The sequence below is a fragment of the Variovorax frigidus genome, assembly GCF_051216515.1.
Classification (GTDB): Bacteria; Pseudomonadota; Gammaproteobacteria; order Burkholderiales; family Burkholderiaceae_C; genus Variovorax.
This window is the reverse complement of record NZ_JBPJZF010000002.1, coordinates 197,387-217,126: the sequence shown is the minus strand read 5'-3', so window position 1 is coordinate 217,126 and position 19,740 is coordinate 197,387. Positions and strand designations below refer to the sequence as shown.

Below are 19,740 nucleotides of genomic sequence, written 5' to 3'. Positions count from 1 at the left end.
TGCATCGGCGCGTGCTGCACCATCTCGGCGATGCTGACCTGGCCAGCGACAAGCCCGCACGACACCTGACTGCGGCTTGGCGACATGGCCGCGCCGGAAGTTCAGAACCCCGAAGCCTACGTCTACCGCACGGCCTGCAACGTGGCGGTGGACTGCCTGCGCCGCAACCGCCCGCTGCCGCATATCGAGGATGGCCAGGCCCTGTTCGAGTATCTGGCCGACCGGTCGCCCGGCCCGGAGTCGATTGCCGAGGTACGTTCGGACGTGTATGTGGTCGAGCGCGCCATGCAGCACCTGCCGCGCCGCCAGCGCGCCGTTTTGGTCGCCCTGCGCCTTGAAGAGAAGACCCACCAGGAAGTCGCGGACCGGCATCAGATCTCCCTGCGCCGCGTGGACACGGCGCTGCGCCAGGCCCTCGAGCGCTGCGCGAAGGCCACGGGCCAGACGGTGCATCCGGGGATCGACCCGCGCGCACAGACGTCGTCGGCGCCTCAAAAGACATGCCGGCAACCCAGCTCGACATCCCCCGTCTCGCAGCAGACCGCGCGGCACTTTCGCGCCTGAGCGACGAATGTGACGTCTTCGCTCGACATGTTCGAGATGAAACCGGATCGGGGTAGAGCGAAACGACTCATGCGATGCCCCGGGGCGGGCGAACCCTCCCGGGTTCTTTCCATCCCGTCGCTCAATCCAGCGCGATGACGCGACGGTACCGCAGGGCTGGTCCCGCGTCGGTGCGAATGCCCAGCGAGACCTCGATTCCGGAAGCTGGTGCGCGCGCCACGCTGGTGGCTGGCAGCGGGCGCCAGCCTTGCTCAGGTTCCCACGCGCGCATCTCGAACGACGCGATGCCTTCCAGCACCGCGACGCGGTCGGCCGTCTGCGGCGCGGGAAGCGGGTAGCCATCGGCCGCCGCGCCTGCCGCGCGGTACAGCGTGCCGGATTGCAGCCACCACTGCACGCGCAGCCAGCGCCCCGGTGCGGCGGGCGCGGTGCGCACCAGTTCGATCAGGAATGGCCCCTGGCCAGAGCGCCGTGCCTCTATACCCATCGGCAGCAGCGGCGTCGGTATCTGCGGTTGTGTCGCGAGCGCTGCCTGCGCGTCGTCTTGACTCGACGCGTCGAGGGCGGCCGAAGGTAGCTCGACCGTGGTGCGCCAGCTCAGGTCGCGTTCGATCTGCTGCAGCGCGCGCATCAACCGTGCCGCTTCTTCTGTGCGCACCTGCAGCTGTGTGTTGGCGCGTCCCATGCTGTCGAGACCGCGCCAGGCGATCAGGCTCAGGACCGCCATGATCACGATGGCGATCATCACCTCGATCAGGGTGAAGCCCGGGGCCACGCATCGTCGCTTGCAGATGCCCGGCTCTTTCATCGGTGCCGCTCCAGCAGCCGCGATTGCAGGCTGGCCAGACGTCGGTCGCTGTTGAGGCCCAGGTAGACGTCGACCGCTACCATGCGCATGCCTTCCTGGAGTGGACCGATCTGAACCCGGCATATGAAGGGCTGGCCCGCCTGAGGACATGCAACCTGTCGGAGTCCGGCGGACGGCAGCGCATCGATCTGCAGCTCGGCCAGGCTGTTCTGCGCGGAGAGCATCGCGAGCGACCGCTCCTCGAGCTGCCCAAGGTTGGTGGCGGTCTGGCTCGTCAGGCGCACGAAGGCCGCTAGCGCGATGCTGATGATGGCGAGCGCGATCAGCACTTCGATGAGCGTGAAGCCCCTTGCAAGGCAGGGCCTGACCGGTCGACGAAGGAGCGGGTGCGCGTGCATCGTCATTGCACCCGGAAGCCGCCTGTAGCATCGCGCACGATCGAGGCCGTGTGCGGACCGCTGCGCAGTTCGAGGGAGAAAGGCGTGCCGATCCATTCGGAGGTCAGGAGCAGGAGGGGCGCCGGAGCGACTTCCACTACGCCGGCCCGCCATCGACGCGGGCGCAGTGCGTCGTCGAGCGCGAAACGATCGATTTCACCGGCGGTCGAGACGATGGGGACCACGCTGCCAGGCGTGAGGATCCATGTTCCGCGCACGAACTGGTAGCCATCGCCATGCGCTTCCCAGGCGATGACGCGACCGTCGATGCGCACTTCGCGCTGAGCTGTGGCAAGTCGCAGGGCCAGCTCGCGCGCGTCGAGCCTCAGCGGTTCGGCTGGGTCGGGTGCGGCGCTCAGCGAGATTGCGGCGGTCGCGATGCCGACGATGACCAGTATGACCATGACCTCGATCAGCGAGAAGCCCAGATTGCGGCGAAGGGAGTTCATAAAGCAGCGTTGCCGTTCCATGTGGCGTGCAGGTCCATCCGTGATGGCTCGAAAAATAGTAAGCGCCGAATGTGGCGTTGACATGAATTTCCAACATGTCTCTGCTAATACTGGGTCTTCTTCCGAAGGGGCGCGGTGCGCCGCCTCCATGCGGACCGCAGACATTGAAGGAGTTGCACGATGACCCGAACATGGAAATGGCCACCCGCGGTCTCGCTGCCGCATGCAGTGCATGCGGCCGGCTTGGCTGCCGTCCTCGTCGGCGTGTGCTTCTGGGTCGACCGGCTACACGTGCGCCAGCCGGCGCCGCAGCAGGCACCGGCGGTCGCGGCGTTTCGCGCAGACCCTGCCGCCCAGACGGTCGCTTCCTGGCTGGGACCGGGGAAACTGCGACTGAGCGTTGCCGTGGTCGGCCTCGTGCGCCGGCAGGACCGCGCGGTCGCCGTGCTCGGGGTCAACGGCACATCGCCCCGGGCCTTCATGGCCGGTGAGACGCTGATGCGAGACGTCAGGCTCGTGTCGGTCGAGCGTGACGGTGTGACGCTGGATCGCGCCGGCATCCTGATCCGCATCGCCGCCCCCGCACGGCCTGATTACGGCCCTGCCGGAATCCTCCGGGTGCCCTGAGTACTGGCCTCCACTAACCTGAAGAACATTCGCGGGTTTTCCTGCGGGTTTGCCATTCGGCACTCGTCTAGAAAAAACAGTCGCGGATCATGGTTGGGAATTGCCCAAGACTGCCTGTGGGGCATCCACGTGCGGGCGGGCGGAGGAATCTGGATGAAGAAGAAGCCGGAGCCAAAGGTCTCTTATGGTCAGCCTAGGAGCGTACCGATGCATACGTTGGACAAAGAACTGTCCAAGCATGTCGAAGTCGCTCGAACAAGGCCTGTGCTTGTCGATCGTTATGGGGCGCCGTGGGTGTGGATCGTTTCGCACTCGTTCAGAGTGGAAGATGACTGCCTGAAGTCCTATGCGGAACCGGATCACGGGCTGGTAGCGTTGCGCGAGGCTATTGACAGTGTGCTGGCCTACGAAGGCCTCGTGATGAACGAACTGACCCCGCAGTGTGCAAGTGGGGTCGACGCGCGAATGGTCACACGCGCTTGGCTTCTGCAGATCGTCTATTCGTTGGCCGACCCCAAGCGCGTGCGCAAGGGCTTGGTCTACAACATGCTGTGGCGTTGGTTCGTCGGCTACTCGTTGCGCTCTGAGCCTCTGCCCGAGCTGCAGGCATTCGTCCAAGATATCAAGATGGTCAGCGCCCATCCTCGTGTGATCGATATGATTTTTCGCTGTCTGAACGATGAGTCATTTTTGCATGCTGATCCTGCAGAGTTCTGTATCAACTACGGTTGGCTGCACTCCTTGCGGGCCGATCACCTCGAAGTGAGGGACCTTTCAAAGGGTTCCGTCCGTCCGGAATCAGAACGAGCGACGCGATAAATCTGCGGTGGAGTAAAGGATTCGCATCTGCCCAATGTTGCCCGTTTTCATCGCGAAAGATGCATTCGCATTCGCTTGACTAAAAGCTCCCGAGTTTTCTTCATCAAACGGTCAAGGATGGTGCCTAGTCTCGGTGTTTTCGGCATTCCTGCCAATGGGTGCTGAAGCCGGTTCACACCCAAAGGCATTTCGCCTAAAGAGCTGAAATCAGTTGTGCGAGGTGAGAATTTCTACGTTGAAGGTGTCCACGAAAATGCAGAAAACAGTCGACGATGCGAATGATAAGGCGCTGTTGGGACGAAGTCTCGATCGGGTGGTTGGTGCTATTGATCGCATCAACACCTATGCGCATGGCCATAGTAAGAGGGATCTGATGGAGCCGATGCGCCAGGACGCCATAGCGCACAGCATGGGTTTGATCGCTCACAACGTACTGGGCCTTCAGTCCATTTCGAGCCTCCAGAAGCACGACGCCCTTCTGAATCATTGGGTAGCGTTCTTCTGGGACTTCACTTGGAAGTCGGCTGACATGATCAACTGGGACTCGCTTTGGGACATGGTCCAGGACGATCTTCCAAGATTTGGTGCTGACATGACGTGGATTGCAAAAGGATAAGAGCCTCAGCGCTGCATACAACCCCTCAGTAGGTTTGTGGCCGGGAAAGATGCGCATCGGTCTGCGATCTCATCAGTGATGTCGGACCGTTGCGCGATGGTCGAACGTGACGGTGCTGTGAAGTTCGCGTTAGACCATCATTCGAGACTTTGTTTCATGTCACTCCTTCAAGGGTCACTACGATGACCAAACCGTCTGACATACCGCAAACCATCGTCTATGAATCTCGCAAGTCGAAGCGCTCGGGAGAGCGCGAAAGGGTCATGGGCTGTGAATGCAGACATATGTGCCTTACCCCGCGGTTCGCTCGAAGTGATCAGGACCTTTCAAGTCTGAACAGAACATCTTCGATAGGCAAACCCAAGGCGGGCGTATATCACGCCCGCGTGGGCGAAAGAACTCAGGCTAAAAAGCCAAGCGAGCAGCGCGTTCCACATTAACGCTGTGGCTGTGGCTACCAGGGAGAAGTGGATCTGAGCGGTCGGCAAGGTGAGGGCCGGCAGAAAACCGCTGCCCCAACCCACGCCCAGAAAAAACACAGCGCCTATGCGCTGGCTTATGCCGCAGTAGTGCCGTGCCAGGCCTTCGCGGCAAACGTATGCCTTCCGGTGCTGGCGCTGATTGACACACACGATCGTCACTGCATGGGTGAGCGCGACGCTGCCCATGAGCAAGGGCCAGAATGCGGGGTGGTCGCTCCGGGAATCGAGCGCCAGCAGGATGCCTATGATCCAAAAGGTCGGAGCTAAAAGGGTCGTCAGAAGCCACGAAGCCAGCAGCCACGCCCACCACCGGTCACGCCAGTGCAGGCGGCTCGGTGAGTTCGAGGAATCTGAACAAGGTTGTGATCGAGCCGTCTGAGTGGGCCATGCGGGCGTTGCCGATGGCGCGTCGTCCGCTCCTTGCTGCTCGATCTCGGTTCGTCTGGTTGAGAGTGATGGGGCCCCCATGATCAGTGCCAACCGTCGGCATAAATTCATTTTCATCATCGGTACTTCTTAGAGCGTGACTCGGCCGCCAGCGGTCACTTAGGGATGGGCTATTCCTAGACGAGTCCGGATGAGCGTTCCCGCAGTTTCTCGATGTCCAAGGCCTGGATGGGGGGTAAGAGCACCGCGGACATGGCTCGTTCTGCGTCCTTGCATAGCGGCTCCAACGCTGCATACGTGGAGGTTCTTCTCAACGCCATCCTGGGCTTCGGGCTACTTGTTGTCACATGCATGCAACCTCCTGTGGGCAGGATCTCTGTTTTCAATAGGATTCTTGTTGCCGTGCTGAAGCGATCCTCTCCCTCCTCGTTTCATCCCGAGCATCTTGACGGAGGGCGGCAAAGTGTCTTCAGGAGGGCGTTGCGCGGGGGGAGGCTGTGTTGCGTGCTGTTGCGCGAGACATAGGCCGCAAGGCGGTATGTGCCTGCATGTTGTGGATGGCCGTAGAACCTGTTCTAGCGTCCTCGACGACGGGTGCGGAGAATGGTGTTGCCGCCTCGCCTCATAGGGCTTTCCTAGATTTCGATTTGCCCACGCAGCCGCTGGCGTCGGCGTTGCGGCGCTATGCCGTCATTGCGGACCAGACCGTCCTATTCAGTGATGCGCTGGTGGCGGGCCGCCTGTCGGGCCCCGTCAAGGGTCAGTATGCCCCGGAGGCCGCGTTAGCGGCCCTATTGGCGGGTACAGGCTTGGTGGCGGACAACCCGGGCGGCAGGCTCCAAAATGCCTTCGTGCTCAAGCAGGGAGCCACCGTCACCGCAGATGCAGCGAACGGGCCAGGGTTGGATCGACGTTACGACGGCTTGATTCAGATGCGCGTTTGGCAAGCGTTGTGCGCCGATCCACGCACCGTGCCAGGTAACTACCAGGCTTCGCTGCGGCTGAATGTCGATTCCGCAGGCCAACTGGCGCCGCGCTTGATCGGTTCGACCGGCGATACCGGCCGTGACAAGGCGATGGTCGCCGCATTGAATGGCTTGCGAATGGATGATTCTCCGCCGTCGGATCTGCGCCAGCCGCTCATGCTGGTCATCCTGCCGAGCGACAGGGTGGCGGGGCGGCCGTGCGAGACGGGGGGGCGCCATGACTGACAACGTCCTGCCGATGCTGCGCAGCGCACTGATCCAGCGCTACGACCAAATCAAGCAAAGCCTCTCCATCCAACTCGGCAACGCTGAACTGGCGGGCGATGCGCTGCATGAAGTCTGGCTGCGCTTGCAGCGCGACGGCCATGTGGCCGGCCCGGTTGCCAATCCACAGGCCTATTTGGTTCGCATGGGCGTCAACCTGGCCATCGATATCCGGCGTAGCCAGAGCCGAATGTTGTCGGTAGAGGATCTGCAGGAGTTGATGAGCGTCATCCCAGACCCGGCGCCGGGGCCGGCCCAGATCGCCGAGGCGCGATCTGAACTGGAAGCCTTGAAGGCCGTGGTCAACGAGATGCCGGCACGCCGTCGCGAGATATTGCTTCTCGTGCGATGGGAGCACTGGCCTCAGAGGGAAGTTGCCAAGCGGCTGGGGGTCTCGTTGCGCACCGTGGAGTGTGAACTCAAGACCGCGCAGGAATACTGCGCAGCTCGCCTGCTGCAGCGGCAGTAACAGGGATTCATGGCGCGCGTGCGAGATTTTTCAGCGGGTTTGTGGCTCGAGAATCGTCTGATAGGCGGGGGCAGCTCCTGGAAGAGCACCCCGCCTTCCGTGCGGCCAGGTACGGCCGGTCGAAAATGAAGCAATGACAACACCCCACGATCACGGCAACCTGCCCAATGTGCTGAAGGATTCGCAGGCGTGGGTGCGCAAGCTCACTTCGGGGCATGTCAGCGAATGGGAGGCGCAGGCATTCAAGCGCTGGCGCGACGCCGATCCTGTCCATCTGGCGGCCTTCCAGGAAGCGGCGCGCCAATGGCGATTGCTGGAATCGGTCTCCGGTAGCGTGCTGAGCACCAGCGCCGAGGCTGCGCGCTACCACCGCAAGACGCTCTACCGACCCCGGTTCGGTCGGCGCGCGTTTCTCAGTACGGCGATCGGCGGCGCGGCCGCTGCGGGTGTCGCCGCCTATTCGCCCTTGGGCATGTGGCCTTCCGTCGAGCAGTGGGGCGCCGACTACAGCACGGCTGTGGGCGAGCAGCGCGAAGTCTCCCTGAACGATCGTGTAGCCATAGTGATGAACACTCGTACCAGCTTGCGTCGAGTGAATGAGCAGGGTCAATCGGTCGGGGTGGAGTTGCTGGAAGGCGAAGCCGCAGTGGAGGTCTTCGGAAACGGGCAGCCGTTTCGGATTAAAGCTGGTTTGGGGTGGGTCATCGCCGAAGCGGCGGGCTTCGAGGTCAAGTACCTCGATGGTCGAACCTGCGTCACCTGCCTGCATGGCCAAGTGAGTGTTGACCATCCGGCGAGCCGGCGTCTGCTGCAGGAGCGGCAGCTCGTTGTGTATAGCCACCAGACCGTCAGCGAGATCGCCGCCGCTGTTCCGGAGAACATCTCGACCTGGCGCAAGGGTGAACTGGTCTTCGAGCAGGCGCCGCTGCCTGCTGTCGTAGAAGAAGTCAACCGCTACCGCCCAGGGCGCGTGGTACTGATCGGCGACGCCCTGCGCGCCAAGACCGTCACCGCGCGCATCAAGATCACCGAAATCGAAACTGCGCTGCTGCAAATTCAGCACACCTTTGACCTCAACGTGCGGTCATTTCCTGCGGGCCTGCTCGTTTTAAGTTGACTTGTTTCCTGCTTGGGACAGGTGTCAATGTGAGGGCGAAATGACGCGCTCTGGGCGGCAATGTTGATCTTGTTGAAGTTGGCGGCAGGCCCTTGAAATCACACCGCTTGTAGATGCAGGGAAACCTTTTTTCGCCTTTTCCTGCGGGTCTGGTAGCTGGAACTCGTCTAGAAAAATCAGTTGCGGATCATGACCGGTGAACGCCCGTGAATGCCGAGACATTCGGGATTAGGTGCGCGCGCATACCGCTTCGCCCGTAAATGGCAATACGTGCCGATTTCGCTGCAGCCCCTTCGGGGCAGCCGCTATGGGGGCAGATCGATGCGGAGGTTTCCATGCTAGACGTGAGTACTTGGTTTTGTCTGGAGGCCTCCGGCGATGGAGATGGTTTTGTGATTGGTGACGATGCCGGTGACCGAACACCAGGCATCTTGTTGCGCGGCGTGCTCGCGGCGAACTACAGCAGCCTGCACCGGAGCTTGCTTCGCCATCTGGGGTGTCCCGACTTGGCCAGCGACTGCCTGCACGATGCCTGGCTGCGCCTGGGCGAGATGAACGTGTCCGAGCCCGTGCAAAGCCCCGAGGCCTACGTCTACCGCGTGGCCTGCAACCTGGCGATGGACCGCCTGCGCAGCAACCGGCCCATGCAGTATGCGAGCGGCGTGGAATCCGAGCTGGACGCACTGGCCGACCATTCGCCCGGCCCCGACGTCATTGCCGAAGCCCGCTCCGAGCTAGAAGCGGTGGAGCGCGCGCTGCAGCGCCTGCCGCGCCGCCATCGTTCGGTGCTGATCGCACTTCGCCTCGAAGACAAAACCCGCCAGGAAGTCGCCGCCTGGCTTCGCATCTCCTTGCGCAGCGTGGACACTGCGCTGCGCAAGGCCCTGGAACACTGTGCCGAAGCATCCGACCAGACGGTGATGGTGGGTGTGAGCTCACCCCGACGCGGGTTGCCCCAACGCTGGCGGCCCCAGTCCGCAGCAGGAAGCGCCGCGAACCTCATGTGAGCCGTCAAGAAGGAGACATCGAATGCGGATGGATTTGCGGCACCTACGCTACTACATCGCCATGGGCGAGGAACTCCGGCGCTGATTCTTGCAGCGATGTTCTGATGGTGTTGGAAGCGCCCGCGCCGCTGCGACCGCGCGGCCCAGTCGTGAACGAGTTGTCGTTAAGGGCGAGGTTCGAGCTACCGCCGCAACCGTGGCACCAAGTTCCGCGCACGCGGCCGACTGCACCGAACTATTCAGGTGGATGGTCTTCAAGGCCGCTGTGACCAACAACGATGAACATCCGCGCAACCACGCTCTACTACGCACGCAGAAGGGATGGCGGCTGTCTCCGGCCTATGACGTCGCGCCCGCACCTGTGGTCAGCTTGGAGAGGCGCGACCTGGCTGACCGTCGGCTACTAACCGACTGTCCCTCCCGAGGATGACTGTCGGTCCGGTGCTTTTTCTGTATCCTCTCATCTGATTGATGATGATGTCGAAAACGTCGACGCCCCGCAAATCGCTCCATCTCCCGCGCCAGCAAAAGATCTGCGCTTCTGACGGTAAAAACGACGGTATAGACCCATGTCAATCACAGCCAAGTCCTTTAACCATGCGGGTTTGGACGGCCTGTTGATGATGGAGTGGGCTGGCGGGGCGCAGCGTTCCTTGGAGAGCTGCAGCGTAGAGCGTGCTGAGAGGCCGTGGGCGCGGAGTTATCGTCGCTGAATTGAGTCGACCGCTGCGACCCGACAGAACCGCGTCCGCGATCAGCGGATTGACTTATATTTGCCCCGCTTTGAAGAACAAGAGCGGCGACTGCGTCCCCTCATGCGCGTCTTCGACAGGCGAGCTGCGCAGGCGGCCAGTGTCGAGCGCGACGCATGGCTGTCGCCGCCGCTGGCGCCGATTGCGCTCGATCATCTGTCGGACTTTACCGAGCTAACCGGTTCGAAGCGAATAGTATTTATCGAGCAGCTGCGGCATTCATAAGGGCAGCCTCTTAGTGCCGTTAACTGGTCTGATGGCAGACGAAGAAGTAGCTGGTGTGTATTTGGGTTGGTGACCCTGTCTATCCGCTGATGGGTTGTGCGTACACCGCCCAGGCCCACATCAGCTGCAGGCGCTTCTCCAACAGGTTGCCTCACCGATACCCTGGCTGAAACGCGCAGGCTGTTCGAGCGAGTCTTCGCGAGCGAGATTCGAGGCACGATGCTGGGTAAGGTCTCGCCCTCGAAATCTCGAACTCGATCCTGGATCACGTGGTCGGGAAGTTCTCGGTGCGGCAGTTCAAAACGCGGGCAGTCATCGCGATCGGCGGGCGTTGGTTAGGGATCGGAGCTCTGTGCAGGCGGAGGACTTCGGAGCGCCGCTGGCGCAGAGAACTACGCCCATGGGGTTCGTCTGAGGGAACGCATCGAAGAACCGAAAATGGCAACTCACCGAAGGGAGACGATCGCCACCTCAGTCAGCCTTGATTCCTCGTCGAGGGATCAGCTGTGCCCAGAAGGCAATTTGTTCTCGCACGTATCGCTCCATTTCAGCAGAATCACTACCAATTGCTTCCATGCCAAGGTCAGCTAATTTCTGGCGAACTGCCGGTTGTTCGATCGCATGGCGCATCTGACCTGACAACGTTGCCACCACGCCTGCAGGCGTGCCCTTGGGCACCACCATTCCTTGCCAGGCGTAGACCCCCGCGGACGAGTAACCAAGCTCCTTAAGGGTTGGCACATCCGGCAGTTGCGGCATGCGCTTGTCGGAGGTTACGGCTAAGGGAACAAGCCGGCCTTCTTTGACGAATGGAAGCGACAACGAAGGCGCCACCACGGCAAGGGGAACTTGCCCTCCGGCGACGTCCTGCAGTGCTGGTGCGTCGCCCTTGTAGGGGACATGCGTGGCCTTGATGCCCGTCGTCGAAAGCAGTACCTCCATGGCCATGTGGTGTGGCGTTCCGACGCCTGCCGAGGCGTAGTTGACATTCGCCCCTTTTTTGCCCTCCGCCACCAGTTGCTGGATCGATTTGATGCCGCTGGACGGGTGCGTCGCGATCAGAAGTGGAAAACGGGCCATTAAACCGACATTGATGAAGTCGACCAACGGGTTGTATTTCACCTTCGGGTAGATCGCGGGATTGAGCGCAAGAATCGCGATGTCCGCCGTCAGTAGCGTATAGCCGTCCGGCTCCGCACGCGCCACGGTTTCGGCGGCGATCATGCCGGCCGCGCCGGCCCTGTTGTCCACCAGTACCTGCTGGCCGAGCGCGGTCGACATGGGTGATGCCACCGTGCGTGCCAGTACGTCGGTTCCGCCGCCCGCTGGGAAGCCGACGACCCAGCGTATCGGCTTGGTGGGGTAGTTTTGCGCAAGGGCACCGACGCTCAGCAACGCACCGGCGACGCCAAAGGCGAGGGTCCGCCGCGTCATGTAAGAGAATTTGGGCATGATATATGTCTCCGTTGTTGTGATTCAGGTTAGGGGCGAATGAAAGTCAGGCTGTGCTCATCTGGCTCTCTCGGCCGGCGTCAACGACAGCGAAGAGCCCGCGCTCGAGTTGGTCGAGCAGTGCGGCCAATTCTTCGGGGTTCCGCGCTGCCGCGAAGACGTAGCGGTCGGGGCGCACCAGCAAGACCTGCGCTTGCAGCGCGCGCAGCTGCTCGGCTACCAGTCCATCGCGCTCACGCACGAAATGCGCTTCGACAGGCAGAGGCTCGTGATCGCGCTGAACCACGAGCAACTGGCTGCCGCCGACGCGCTGCCATTGCGTCGCAAGCGCGTCGGTCATCCAGGCGAGCGCAGAGGGTTGGGTCGCGATCATCAGGAATCCCGGCGTGAGGAGGTCGTCGAGGCGCCTTGCTACATCGCCTTCGACGATCCAGGGCTGGACGAAGAGGTCCCCAGCGCCGGGCGCCAACCCGCCGTCGGGCAGCCGACCGATGAGGCCCGCTTCCAACGACGGAATGAATTTCTGGCGCACGGTGACGGCTTGGCCGCTGGCAAGCTCCTCGCTTAGTCTCCTATCGCGCTCGAGCGCCACCTGAGTGTCGAGTTCGCCAATGATGAGTCCGAATGACTTGGCGTGTCCAACCACCGTGCGTACATGCTTCTTGCGCTCTACCTCGTAGCTATCGAGCAGCACTGGCGCATAGCCCCGCCGCTCGACACCGTCGATCTTCCATGCCAGGTTGATCGCATCGCGGATTCCCGCGCACAGTCCCTGGCCGAGGAAGGGCGGCATCTGATGCGCTGCGTCGCCCATCAGGAACATGCGTTCTTGCCGCCAGTGGTTCACCACCAACGCATGGAAGCGATAGATCGCCGTGCGGAACAACGCGAGCTGGCGTGTGTCAACGAACTCGGATAGGACTGCAACCACCGCCTCGTCCGTAGCGAAATCCGCCGGTGTCTCGCCAGGCAGCAGTTTGATTTCCCAGCGCCGCAGTTTGTCGGGCCCGATGATGTAGGTGCCCGGCCGAGAGGGTCGGCAGTACTGGACACAGCGCGTCGGGAGGTCAATGAGGCCGCGCAGATGCGCGTCGACCACCATCCACCACTCGTCGAAGGCCAGGTCTTCGATCGAGGCGTTCATGCGCCGACGCACTGCGCTGCGGCCGCCGTCGGCGCCGACAAGGTAGCGTCCGGTCAGGGTTGTCTCGACGCCGTCCGACAGACGCCGCAAGGTAGCTGCTACACCATCGGCGTCCTGATTGCACCCGATGAACTCGTGGCCCAGGAAGATGTCGACGCCTGCCTGGGCTTCCAGGCCCCGGCGCAGCGTGGCTTCCAGTTCTGGCTGCACGAACATCCAGGTCGGCTCCCAGGCCAGCAGATGGGGCGGCGGCGCCGGATAAAAGCGCTTGATCACCTGACCGTCGATGCCGACGAAGTCTGTACCCGGGTGCGGGGACGTGGTAGCAGCGATCTCTTCGGCAAGTCCGAGTTCCTGAAAAATCCGCATGACCTCTTGGTCGGCGGTGATGGCTCGAGGCTTGCCGTAGATCTGGGTTGCCTGGTCCACGACGGCCACGCGGTAGCCGCGTCGAGCCATCAGGTTGGCAAAGGTTGCCCCGCTGGGACCGTAGCCCACGACGAGGATGTCGAATGCGGCCGTGGCCGAAAAGTTGGAGGAAGTCATGGCGGGTGCTCCTTGTGCCCTAAACGTGATCGCGCTCACTACTGCGGCTCAATGCGGGTGTCGCTGACCATCGCAGTCTGCCCTGGTCATCGCAGGTCCCTCAGGTCTTCGTGCGGGATATCGCGCGGACGTCCGCAACCCAGGCCACGAGTGCATCCATCTGTTTGCCCACGAAGGCGCGGGTTGCCTCGTCGATGCAATGCCCATGGGCGTCAAACTTGCTCGTCGCGTGAGGAATGAAAATCTCCGGCTTGGCCAGCACCATCGCGTCCATGAAGAGCAGTACCTTGCGTAGGTCGTACTGCACGCGCGCGCCGCCTACTGCTCCTGGCGCCGCCGACAGGATCGCCACCGGCTTGCGTCGCAAGGGCTGATCGTCGCCCCGCGAGATCCAGTCGAGCGCATTCTTCAGCATGCCGGGAATCGAGAAGTTGTACTCGGGCGTCGCGATGACCAGCGCATCGGCGCTCCGCAACCGCTCACGCAATGCCAGTACCGCTGGCGGCATGCCTTCCGCAAGGAGGTCGGCATCGAAGGGCGGAATCTCCCGCCAATCGACGATCTCCAGCGCCATGTGCGCCGGCATGCATTCCGACGCGAGTTGCAGGGCCATGCGGTTGATCGATGCCGACCGCAGGCTGCCGCACAGGCCCACCACATCGAGGGTCTGATTTTTCACGGAGTGCTCCTGTGTCATTGAGACGGAATTCCGACCTGTGCCACCACGCCGCGCCAACGCTCGATCTCGCGCTCGACCATGACCTTCATCTCTGCGGGCGAGGAAGGCGACGCCTCGCTGCCCAGATTGGCCAGCGTCGCGAGGAAGGCCTGATCCTTCGCCGCCGCCCGCACGCCGTCGTTGAGCCGCGTGACGATCCCCTGGCGAGTCCCTGCGGCCGCGGCCAGACCCAGCCACGAACGCACTTCGAAGCCCTTGAGCACGGTGCTGACCGGCGGCACTTCGGGCGTCGAAGGCCATGCGCGCAAACTGGTCACGCCCAGCGCGCGCAACCGGCCCGACTTGATGTGCGGCGCGGCGACGGTCAGCGTGTCGGTCAAGATGTCCACGTCGCCTGCGATCACCGCTTGCACCGGCGCACCACCGCCGCGGTAGGGCACGTGCAGCAACTTGACGCCCGCGGTATCGGCCAGCAGCTCGCCGACCATGTGCTGCGTCGAGCCCACACCCACCGAGGTGAACGTGACGCGACCCGGCTCCTTGCGCGCCATCGCCAGCAATTCTTCGAGCGTGTGTGCCGGGTGTTCGGCGCGCACGGCCACGACGAAGGGAAAGCTCGTGACGGTCGAGATGAACGCAAAGTCCTTGACCGCGTCGTAGGGCAAGGTCTTGCGCAAGGCCGCAGAAACAGTGTGCGCACCGGTCAGCATGACCAGGTTGTAGCCATCGGGCTTGCTCTTCGCGACAAAGTCACTGGCGATTGCACCACCGGCTCCGCTCTTGATCTCGACAACCACCGGCTGCTTCAAGGTCTCGTTCAAGCGCTGCGCCACAAGGCGCGAGACAACGTCAGCATTCCCGCCCGCGCCGAATCCGTGGCTCAGCTGCAGCGGGCGCGAGGGATAGTCGGTCTGCGCGTAACTTGTGGCACCGATCGCCGCGGCGCCCCATGCGCATGCGGCGCGCAGGAAATGGCGTCTGTCGATCGTGTTCATGAATGGCCTCCTTCTTCTGGGTTGTTCAAGCCTTTGCGAAATCCATCCCACACGGTGTCGTAGTCGGGCTGGAGGTTGTCGGCGTTCAAGGCCTGCGCCGTCGGGCGGAACACGTGCCGGCTCTCGAACATGAAGGCCAGCGTGTTGTCCACCCGGTGCGGCTTGAGTTCGGCGGTACTGGCCTTGTCGAAGGTGGCTGCATCCGGGCCGTGCGGCAGCATGCAGTTGTGCAGGCTGATGCCGCCGGGCACGAAGCCCTCGGCCTTGGCGTCGTAGACGCCACGCACCAGCCCCATTAGTTCGCTCATCACGTTGCGGTGAAACCAGGGCGGACGGAAGGTGTCTTCGGCCACCAGCCAGCGCGGCGGGAAGATCACGAAGTCGCAGTTCGCCACGCCGGGGGTGTCGGTGTTCGAAGTGAGTACCGTGTAGATCGACGGGTCGGGGTGGTCGAAGCTGATGGTGCCGATCGCCATGAAGCGGGCCAGGTCGTACTTGTACGGCGTGAGATTGCCGTGCCATGCGACCACATCAAGCGGCGAATGGTCCTGTTCGTCTTCCCACAGATGGCCCAGGAACTTGTTGACGATGCGCACTGGGCCCTGGTCCGGTTCGAAGGCGGCCACGGGGGCGAGGAAGTCGCGCGCGTTCGCCAGCCCGTTGGAACCGATGGGCCCGAGTTCGGGCAGCCGGAAGGGCGTGCCGTAGTTCTCGCAAACGTAGCCGCGCGCCTCGTCGTCAACCAACTCCACGCGAAAGCGCATGCCGCGCGGGATCAGCGCGATCTCGCCCGGACTTAGGTGCAGGCGACCCAGTTCGGTGTGGACCATCAAAGCGCCGGACTGAGGAACGATGAGCAGTTCGCCGTCCGAGTCCATGAAATAGCGTTTGTGCATCGAGCGATTGGCGCGGTAGACATGGGCGGCCACGCCGGTCTGTGCATGCGCGTCGCCGTTGCCCGCGATGGTCACCATGCCGTCGATGAAGTCCGTGCCTTCGGCCGGCATGGGCCAGGGGTTCCAGCGCAGGCGGTTCGCCGGCGTATCCACTTCGTTGAACGGCCCGGTGCGCCAGCAGCCATCATCGATGCGTCGGGACGGCGCGTGCATCGCACTGGGATGCAGGCGGTACATCCAGGTGCGCAGGTTGTGGTCGCGCGGTGCCGTGAAGGCGGTACCCGATAACAGCTCGGCATACAGGTTCAGCGGTGCCTGCTGCGGCGAGTTGCGTCCGACCGGCAGTGCGCCGGGTCGCGCTTCACTCGCGAACTGGTTGCCGAAGCCGGCCTGGTAGCGCTCGTCCGCGTCGTGGACGGGGGTTGTCGATGACATGGTGTCTCCTGTGCGCCTCGTTGCGAGGCTCACGCCTGCCACTGCGGCTGGAAGAACGGCGCCGGCAGCAGGATCTTCGAATCCTGGCTCTGCAGCAGCGGCAGCATGCGGGCCACGTACCCGCGCCAGGCGGCATCGGCCATCAATGCCTCGCGACGTTCGGCACGCTCGTTCATGTCCTCGTAGGCCCACATGTGGACGATCTGGTTGAGTGCCCCGGTCTCGGTCCGGTAGTAGCCCACCATGCGGCCCAGGATGCGCCGCTGGATCGACAGGCCCTCGGCTTCGTAGAGCGCCAGATAGTCCCGCCATTTGCCGGGATGCGTGGTGTAGGTGCGTTGTTCGACGAGCATTCGCGTGGGTCTCCGTGGCGTGGGTTTCGGTTGGATCTCAGGCGGTCGCGGCGGTGATGCGCGCCGCGCAGCGGCCGAATCCGATGCCAACGCGCCCCGGTGCCTCGCATCGCCCCGTGAGCGTGAGTTCGTCGCCATCGGCAAGGAATCTGCGCTGTTCGCCGGTGGGCAAGGTCAGCGGCTTCGTGCCGCCGGTCGTGATCTCGAGCAAGCTGCCAAATGCGTCGGCAGTCTCGCCCGACACCGTGCCCGAGCCCAGCAAGTCGCCGGTGTCGAGCGCGCTGCCATTGCTCGTGTAGTGGGCGACCATCTGGGCGAAGGTCCAGTAAAGCAGTTCCGAACCCGAGCGCGACAGCCGCATCGCCGACACCCCTTGTTGCGCCATGCGCTGACTTTGCAGATGTGCATCGAGCGCGATGCGCAGGCCGCCGTGGCGCGCGTCCTCGTCGCCATGCAGGTACGGCAGCGGCGCCGGATCGCCTGCAGGCCGTGCGGCCGCGGGCACGCGGAACGGCGCCAGGGCCTGCGCCGTGACGACCCAGGGCGCGACGGTCGTCGCGAAGCTCTTGGCCATAAAGGGTCCGAGCGGCTGGTACTCCCAGGCCTGGATGTCGCGCGCCGACCAGTCGTTGAGCAGCGAGAAGCCGAACAGATGGCGCCATGCGTCGTCCACCGCAACCGGCGCGCCGGCCTTCGAGCCTGCGCCGATGTAGGCGCCGAGTTCAACCTCGTGGTCCAACCGCTGGGCCGGGGCGAAGCGCGGCGCGGCGTCGGCCGGCCCCTTCAACTGGCCATGAGGCCGTTGCACCGGAGCGCCGCTGACGTGCACGCTGTTGGCGCGGCCGTTGTAGGCGATGGGCACGTACTTGTAGTTGGGCAGCAGCGGCATGTCGGGACGGAACAGCCGGCCTGCATTGGTCGCGTGGTGCACCGATGCGAAGAAGTCGGTGAATCCGCCAATCTTGACCGGCAAAGCCAACTCGACCGCGTTGATCTCATGAAGTGCATTTGCCACGGTTTCGCGTGGCGCCTGCGCGCCTGCGGCGAGCAACTGCGACACGCGTGCGCGCAGGGCCGACGCAGCGTCGGAGCCCAACGCCATCAGCGCGTTCAGCGTCGGCGCGCGGCATGCCGAGGCGGCGTCGTACGCCGAGCCCTCGAACAGCGCCAGGCAAGCGCCGACGTCGAAGATGCGGTCGCCGATGCCGACACCGCAGCGAAACGCCTCAGCAGGCTGACGGCGAAACACGGCCAGTGGCAGGTTCTGGATTGGAAAGTCCGCGCCTTCGGCATTCGCCGTTTCGATCCAGCTGCGTAGCCCAGCGTCGTGCGTGGCATCGATCGCGAACGTGCTCACAGGCTGTGCCCTCCATCGATCACGATGCGCGTGCCGGTGGCCGTGCGCAGATGGGTGATGCAGGCCAGCACCGACAGTGCCACGTCTTCCGGCGAAACGACGCGGCCCAGCGGGGTGAGCGCGGCCTTCTTCTCGAGTTCGACGCGGCTGCGGCCCTGAACGAAATCGGTGTCGACGGACGCGGGCGCTACGCTGAGGAATCGGACACCCGGCCCAAAGGCCCGCGCAAGCGACATGGTCATGGTGTCGAGTGCGGCCTTGGCCGCGCAGTAGGCGATGTTGCTGCCCAGGCCGGTGAAGGCCGACACCGACGAGACATTCACGACCGTCGCATCGTCCGACGCGCGCAGCAGTGGCATCAGCGAGCGGATGATGGAGAACGGCCCGCCCGCGTTCGCACTTAGGATCTCGTTGAACAGCGCCATGTCCAGCGCCTCGAGGTCCGAGTGCACGACGCGCTGCGTGAATCCGGCCGAGTTAACCAGCACATCGACGCGGCCGAAGCCGGCTTCGAGCTCGCGCGCCATCGCGGCATGCGCAGCCTCGTCGGTCAAAGGAATGTGCAACGTCCGATGGCCAGCGCCAGCAAGCTCGGCGCACAGCGCCTGTGCACGGTCCTGGCCGTGATGGAAACCGATTACCAGGGTCGCGCCTTGCGCGGCCAGCAGCCGCACGCAGGCCGCGCCGATGCCGCTGCTGCCGCCGGTGACCACAGCCACCCTGCCGGCGAGCGGCCGGTCCGCGTGGAGAGAGGGAGGTGTCATGGAGTGCTTTGGGTTCGGCGAGGTATGCGTTCTCGAGATTTCATCTTGTCTCCTGGGTGGGCTCCGGTGCGGACACGGAGCCTTCGGACGTTTCTCCACGAAAGTACGATTAACGGAATATTTCGCGGAACGTGTCACTTGATTGTTTTCTAATGGAGGCACACAAACCAGTCGTTTGTCCACTAATCGAACATGAAAACAATCTCCAATGCGGGCTCGCTAAAGCGAGGGGTGGTGCTGCTCAAACTGCTGGCTACGGCTGGCACCCGTGGACTTGCACTGTCCGAATTGGCGGCCAAGTCGCAACTTCCCCATCCGTCTGTGCATCGCCTGCTGGGCCAACTGGCGGCGGAACGGCTGGCCATCCACAACAGCGAGACGCGGCGCTACAAGCTGGGGCCACTGGCATTCGAACTGGGCGTGGCCGGATCGACGATGCATGACATCCGCGACCTCTGCGAACCGGCGATGAACGCGCTGGCATGCGAGACCGGCGACACCATCTACCTGGTGGTTCGCAGCGGTTTCGACGCGGTGTGCATGCACCGCCGCGAGGGCGAGTTCCCGATCCGTGCACTGGTGCTCGAGGTCGGCAGCCGGCGCCCGCTGGGCGTGGGTGCGGGCGGGCTCGCGATCCTCTCGGCCATCGGCGACGAGGAGCGCGCAGAGATCATCGCGCGCGTGGCGCCCAGCCTTCCCGCGTTCGGCAAGCTGTCCGCGGACGACCTGGCCGAGGCCTGCGAGCAATCACGGGAGATCGGCGCGGCCGTGATACAGAACCGCGTGAGCCTCGGCGTGCGCGCGGTCGGTGTCGCCTTCAAGGACTCCATGGGCCAGGCGATCGGCGCGCTGAGCGTCGCGGCACTCACCCAGCGCCTGAACCAACGACGTACCCATCAGGTCGCCGGCATGCTGCAAGACGCGAGTCGGGCCGTTGAGACGTTGATGCGGAAACGCCAATCGGTCTTCGTGTGAATCGTCCCGGAACGCAAGATAGTGCCGAACCGTGCAATGACGCTGTCCGAACTCACCTGGCAACGTACGACCACTGCGGGATGGAACCCGCCCTAACGCTTCCCTGATGGCGGGGCCGGTGAGCAGCAGGGCTCT

At 63.5% G+C, this 19,740-nt stretch carries 23 protein-coding genes; 11 read left to right on the top strand and 12 right to left on the bottom strand.

What is annotated here, in order from left to right; all coding sequences use genetic code 11:
* The first annotated feature begins 84 nt into the window (after positions 1–84).
* The gene (locus ACSFBC_RS06305; protein WP_435509469.1) at positions 85–564 is read left to right on the top strand and encodes an RNA polymerase sigma factor; all 480 of its coding nucleotides are present in this window, start codon (positions 85–87) and stop codon (positions 562–564) included.
* Between the two features lie 121 nt (positions 565–685).
* On the opposite strand, the gene ACSFBC_RS06300 is transcribed toward ACSFBC_RS06305, so the two are convergent.
* Genes ACSFBC_RS06300 through ACSFBC_RS06290 form a run of 3 tightly spaced genes read right to left on the bottom strand, consistent with a single transcriptional unit; the run spans position 686 to position 2,279 of the window.
* Complete coding sequence (locus ACSFBC_RS06300) at positions 686–1,372, bottom strand: prepilin-type N-terminal cleavage/methylation domain-containing protein (RefSeq protein ID WP_435509468.1); 687 nt, start codon at positions 1,370–1,372, stop codon at positions 686–688.
* On the bottom strand, positions 1,369–1,770 hold the full coding sequence (gspI, locus tag ACSFBC_RS06295) for a type II secretion system minor pseudopilin GspI (RefSeq protein WP_435510032.1): 402 nt from the start codon (positions 1,768–1,770) through the stop codon (positions 1,369–1,371). Before gspI ends, ACSFBC_RS06300 begins: the two co-directional genes overlap by 4 nt.
* Positions 1,771–1,772: 2 nt before the next feature.
* Complete coding sequence (locus ACSFBC_RS06290) at positions 1,773–2,279, bottom strand: prepilin-type N-terminal cleavage/methylation domain-containing protein (RefSeq protein WP_435509467.1); 507 nt, start codon at positions 2,277–2,279, stop codon at positions 1,773–1,775.
* 159 nt (positions 2,280–2,438) lie between these two features.
* Here ACSFBC_RS06290 and ACSFBC_RS06285 point away from each other — a divergent pair, with 159 nt between their 5' ends.
* The 3 genes from ACSFBC_RS06285 (at position 2,439) to ACSFBC_RS06275 (ending at position 4,320) form a co-directional block, all read left to right on the top strand.
* Positions 2,439–2,885, top strand: a complete 447-nt coding sequence (locus ACSFBC_RS06285) for a hypothetical protein (protein ID WP_435509466.1) — start codon at positions 2,439–2,441, stop codon at positions 2,883–2,885.
* 153 nt (positions 2,886–3,038) lie between these two features.
* A complete protein-coding gene (locus tag ACSFBC_RS06280) occupies positions 3,039–3,704 on the top strand; it encodes a transposase (protein WP_435509465.1) in 666 nt (221 codons plus the stop codon).
* A gap of 253 nt (positions 3,705–3,957) precedes the next feature.
* Positions 3,958–4,320 carry a hypothetical protein gene (locus ACSFBC_RS06275; protein ID WP_435509464.1) on the top strand — a complete coding sequence of 121 codons (363 nt, stop codon included), beginning with the start codon at positions 3,958–3,960 and terminating at the stop codon, positions 4,318–4,320.
* A gap of 326 nt (positions 4,321–4,646) precedes the next feature.
* Here the strand turns inward: ACSFBC_RS06275 and ACSFBC_RS06270 are convergent, their stop codons facing one another.
* Positions 4,647–5,309, bottom strand: a complete 663-nt coding sequence (locus tag ACSFBC_RS06270; RefSeq protein ID WP_435509463.1) for a hypothetical protein — start codon at positions 5,307–5,309, stop codon at positions 4,647–4,649.
* Positions 5,310–5,737: 428 nt separating this feature from the next.
* On the opposite strand from ACSFBC_RS06270, the gene ACSFBC_RS06265 reads away from it, so the two are divergent.
* From ACSFBC_RS06265 to ACSFBC_RS06240, 6 genes are all read left to right on the top strand, one after another.
* Positions 5,738–6,400 (top strand): secretin and TonB N-terminal domain-containing protein, encoded by a 663-nt coding sequence (locus ACSFBC_RS06265; RefSeq protein ID WP_435509462.1) that lies wholly within the window; start codon positions 5,738–5,740, stop codon positions 6,398–6,400.
* On the top strand, positions 6,393–6,908 hold the full coding sequence (locus ACSFBC_RS06260; protein WP_435509461.1) for an RNA polymerase sigma factor: 516 nt from the start codon (positions 6,393–6,395) through the stop codon (positions 6,906–6,908). The genes ACSFBC_RS06265 and ACSFBC_RS06260 overlap by 8 nt, the downstream gene beginning before the upstream one ends.
* A 133-nt stretch (positions 6,909–7,041) precedes the next feature.
* Entirely contained in the window at positions 7,042–8,025 is a 984-nt protein-coding gene (locus tag ACSFBC_RS06255) for a FecR family protein (RefSeq protein WP_435509460.1), read from the top strand.
* 335 nt (positions 8,026–8,360) lie between these two features.
* The gene (locus ACSFBC_RS06250) at positions 8,361–9,032 is read left to right on the top strand and encodes an RNA polymerase sigma factor (protein ID WP_435509459.1); all 672 of its coding nucleotides are present in this window, start codon (positions 8,361–8,363) and stop codon (positions 9,030–9,032) included.
* 88 nt (positions 9,033–9,120) lie between these two features.
* On the top strand, positions 9,121–9,462 hold the full coding sequence (locus tag ACSFBC_RS06245; RefSeq protein WP_435509458.1) for a HipA domain-containing protein: 342 nt from the start codon (positions 9,121–9,123) through the stop codon (positions 9,460–9,462).
* A gap of 385 nt (positions 9,463–9,847) precedes the next feature.
* On the top strand, positions 9,848–10,009 hold the full coding sequence (locus ACSFBC_RS06240) for a hypothetical protein (RefSeq protein ID WP_435509457.1): 162 nt from the start codon (positions 9,848–9,850) through the stop codon (positions 10,007–10,009).
* A 471-nt stretch (positions 10,010–10,480) separates the two neighbouring features.
* Here the strand turns inward: ACSFBC_RS06240 and ACSFBC_RS06235 are convergent, their stop codons facing one another.
* The 8 genes from ACSFBC_RS06235 to ACSFBC_RS06200 form a co-directional block, all read right to left on the bottom strand.
* The gene (locus ACSFBC_RS06235; RefSeq protein WP_435509456.1) at positions 10,481–11,461 is read right to left on the bottom strand and encodes a Bug family tripartite tricarboxylate transporter substrate binding protein; all 981 of its coding nucleotides are present in this window, start codon (positions 11,459–11,461) and stop codon (positions 10,481–10,483) included.
* Positions 11,462–11,507: 46 nt separating this feature from the next.
* Positions 11,508–13,151 (bottom strand): bifunctional 3-(3-hydroxy-phenyl)propionate/3-hydroxycinnamic acid hydroxylase, encoded by a 1,644-nt coding sequence (locus tag ACSFBC_RS06230; RefSeq protein WP_435509455.1) that lies wholly within the window; start codon positions 13,149–13,151, stop codon positions 11,508–11,510.
* Positions 13,152–13,251: 100 nt separating this feature from the next.
* Positions 13,252–13,830: an NADPH-dependent FMN reductase gene (locus ACSFBC_RS06225; protein WP_435509454.1), complete on the bottom strand. Its 579-nt coding sequence runs from the start codon at positions 13,828–13,830 to the stop codon at positions 13,252–13,254.
* A gap of 14 nt (positions 13,831–13,844) precedes the next feature.
* Positions 13,845–14,825, bottom strand: coding sequence for a tripartite tricarboxylate transporter substrate binding protein (locus ACSFBC_RS06220; protein WP_435509453.1), 981 nt, complete (start codon positions 14,823–14,825; stop codon positions 13,845–13,847).
* A complete protein-coding gene (gene hmgA, locus ACSFBC_RS06215; protein ID WP_435509452.1) occupies positions 14,822–16,156 on the bottom strand; it encodes a homogentisate 1,2-dioxygenase in 1,335 nt (444 codons plus the stop codon). The genes ACSFBC_RS06220 and hmgA overlap by 4 nt, the downstream gene beginning before the upstream one ends.
* A 29-nt stretch (positions 16,157–16,185) precedes the next feature.
* Positions 16,186–16,509, bottom strand: coding sequence for an NIPSNAP family protein (locus ACSFBC_RS06210; RefSeq protein WP_435509451.1), 324 nt, complete (start codon positions 16,507–16,509; stop codon positions 16,186–16,188).
* Between the two features lie 37 nt (positions 16,510–16,546).
* On the bottom strand, positions 16,547–17,866 hold the full coding sequence (gene fahA, locus ACSFBC_RS06205; protein WP_435509450.1) for a fumarylacetoacetase: 1,320 nt from the start codon (positions 17,864–17,866) through the stop codon (positions 16,547–16,549).
* Positions 17,863–18,630, bottom strand: a complete 768-nt coding sequence (locus ACSFBC_RS06200; RefSeq protein WP_435509449.1) for an SDR family NAD(P)-dependent oxidoreductase — start codon at positions 18,628–18,630, stop codon at positions 17,863–17,865. Before ACSFBC_RS06200 ends, fahA begins: the two co-directional genes overlap by 4 nt.
* A 192-nt stretch (positions 18,631–18,822) precedes the next feature.
* Here ACSFBC_RS06200 and ACSFBC_RS06195 point away from each other — a divergent pair, with 192 nt between their 5' ends.
* Positions 18,823–19,605, top strand: a complete 783-nt coding sequence (locus ACSFBC_RS06195) for an IclR family transcriptional regulator (protein ID WP_435509448.1) — start codon at positions 18,823–18,825, stop codon at positions 19,603–19,605.
* Positions 19,606–19,740: the final 135 nt, after the last annotated feature.

Coding starts and splice junctions, on each gene's coding strand:
- ACSFBC_RS06260 (WP_435509461.1), top strand. CDS start 6,393: ATGACTGACAACGTCCTGCCGATGCTGCGCAGCGCACTGATCCAGCGC.
- ACSFBC_RS06210 (WP_435509451.1), bottom strand. CDS start 16,509: ATGCTCGTCGAACAACGCACCTACACCACGCATCCCGGCAAATGGCGG.
- ACSFBC_RS06275 (WP_435509464.1), top strand. CDS start 3,958: ATGCAGAAAACAGTCGACGATGCGAATGATAAGGCGCTGTTGGGACGA.
- ACSFBC_RS06300 (WP_435509468.1), bottom strand. CDS start 1,372: ATGAAAGAGCCGGGCATCTGCAAGCGACGATGCGTGGCCCCGGGCTTC.
- ACSFBC_RS06285 (WP_435509466.1), top strand. CDS start 2,439: ATGACCCGAACATGGAAATGGCCACCCGCGGTCTCGCTGCCGCATGCA.
- ACSFBC_RS06255 (WP_435509460.1), top strand. CDS start 7,042: ATGACAACACCCCACGATCACGGCAACCTGCCCAATGTGCTGAAGGAT.
- ACSFBC_RS06220 (WP_435509453.1), bottom strand. CDS start 14,825: ATGAACACGATCGACAGACGCCATTTCCTGCGCGCCGCATGCGCATGG.
- ACSFBC_RS06230 (WP_435509455.1), bottom strand. CDS start 13,151: ATGACTTCCTCCAACTTTTCGGCCACGGCCGCATTCGACATCCTCGTC.
- ACSFBC_RS06235 (WP_435509456.1), bottom strand. CDS start 11,461: ATGCCCAAATTCTCTTACATGACGCGGCGGACCCTCGCCTTTGGCGTC.
- ACSFBC_RS06270 (WP_435509463.1), bottom strand. CDS start 5,309: ATGATGAAAATGAATTTATGCCGACGGTTGGCACTGATCATGGGGGCC.
- ACSFBC_RS06280 (WP_435509465.1), top strand. CDS start 3,039: ATGAAGAAGAAGCCGGAGCCAAAGGTCTCTTATGGTCAGCCTAGGAGC.
- ACSFBC_RS06290 (WP_435509467.1), bottom strand. CDS start 2,279: ATGGAACGGCAACGCTGCTTTATGAACTCCCTTCGCCGCAATCTGGGC.
- hmgA (WP_435509452.1), bottom strand. CDS start 16,156: ATGTCATCGACAACCCCCGTCCACGACGCGGACGAGCGCTACCAGGCC.
- ACSFBC_RS06240 (WP_435509457.1), top strand. CDS start 9,848: ATGCGCGTCTTCGACAGGCGAGCTGCGCAGGCGGCCAGTGTCGAGCGC.
- ACSFBC_RS06200 (WP_435509449.1), bottom strand. CDS start 18,630: ATGACACCTCCCTCTCTCCACGCGGACCGGCCGCTCGCCGGCAGGGTG.
- ACSFBC_RS06195 (WP_435509448.1), top strand. CDS start 18,823: ATGAAAACAATCTCCAATGCGGGCTCGCTAAAGCGAGGGGTGGTGCTG.
- ACSFBC_RS06265 (WP_435509462.1), top strand. CDS start 5,738: ATGTTGTGGATGGCCGTAGAACCTGTTCTAGCGTCCTCGACGACGGGT.
- ACSFBC_RS06305 (WP_435509469.1), top strand. CDS start 85: ATGGCCGCGCCGGAAGTTCAGAACCCCGAAGCCTACGTCTACCGCACG.
- ACSFBC_RS06250 (WP_435509459.1), top strand. CDS start 8,361: ATGCTAGACGTGAGTACTTGGTTTTGTCTGGAGGCCTCCGGCGATGGA.
- gspI (WP_435510032.1), bottom strand. CDS start 1,770: ATGCACGCGCACCCGCTCCTTCGTCGACCGGTCAGGCCCTGCCTTGCA.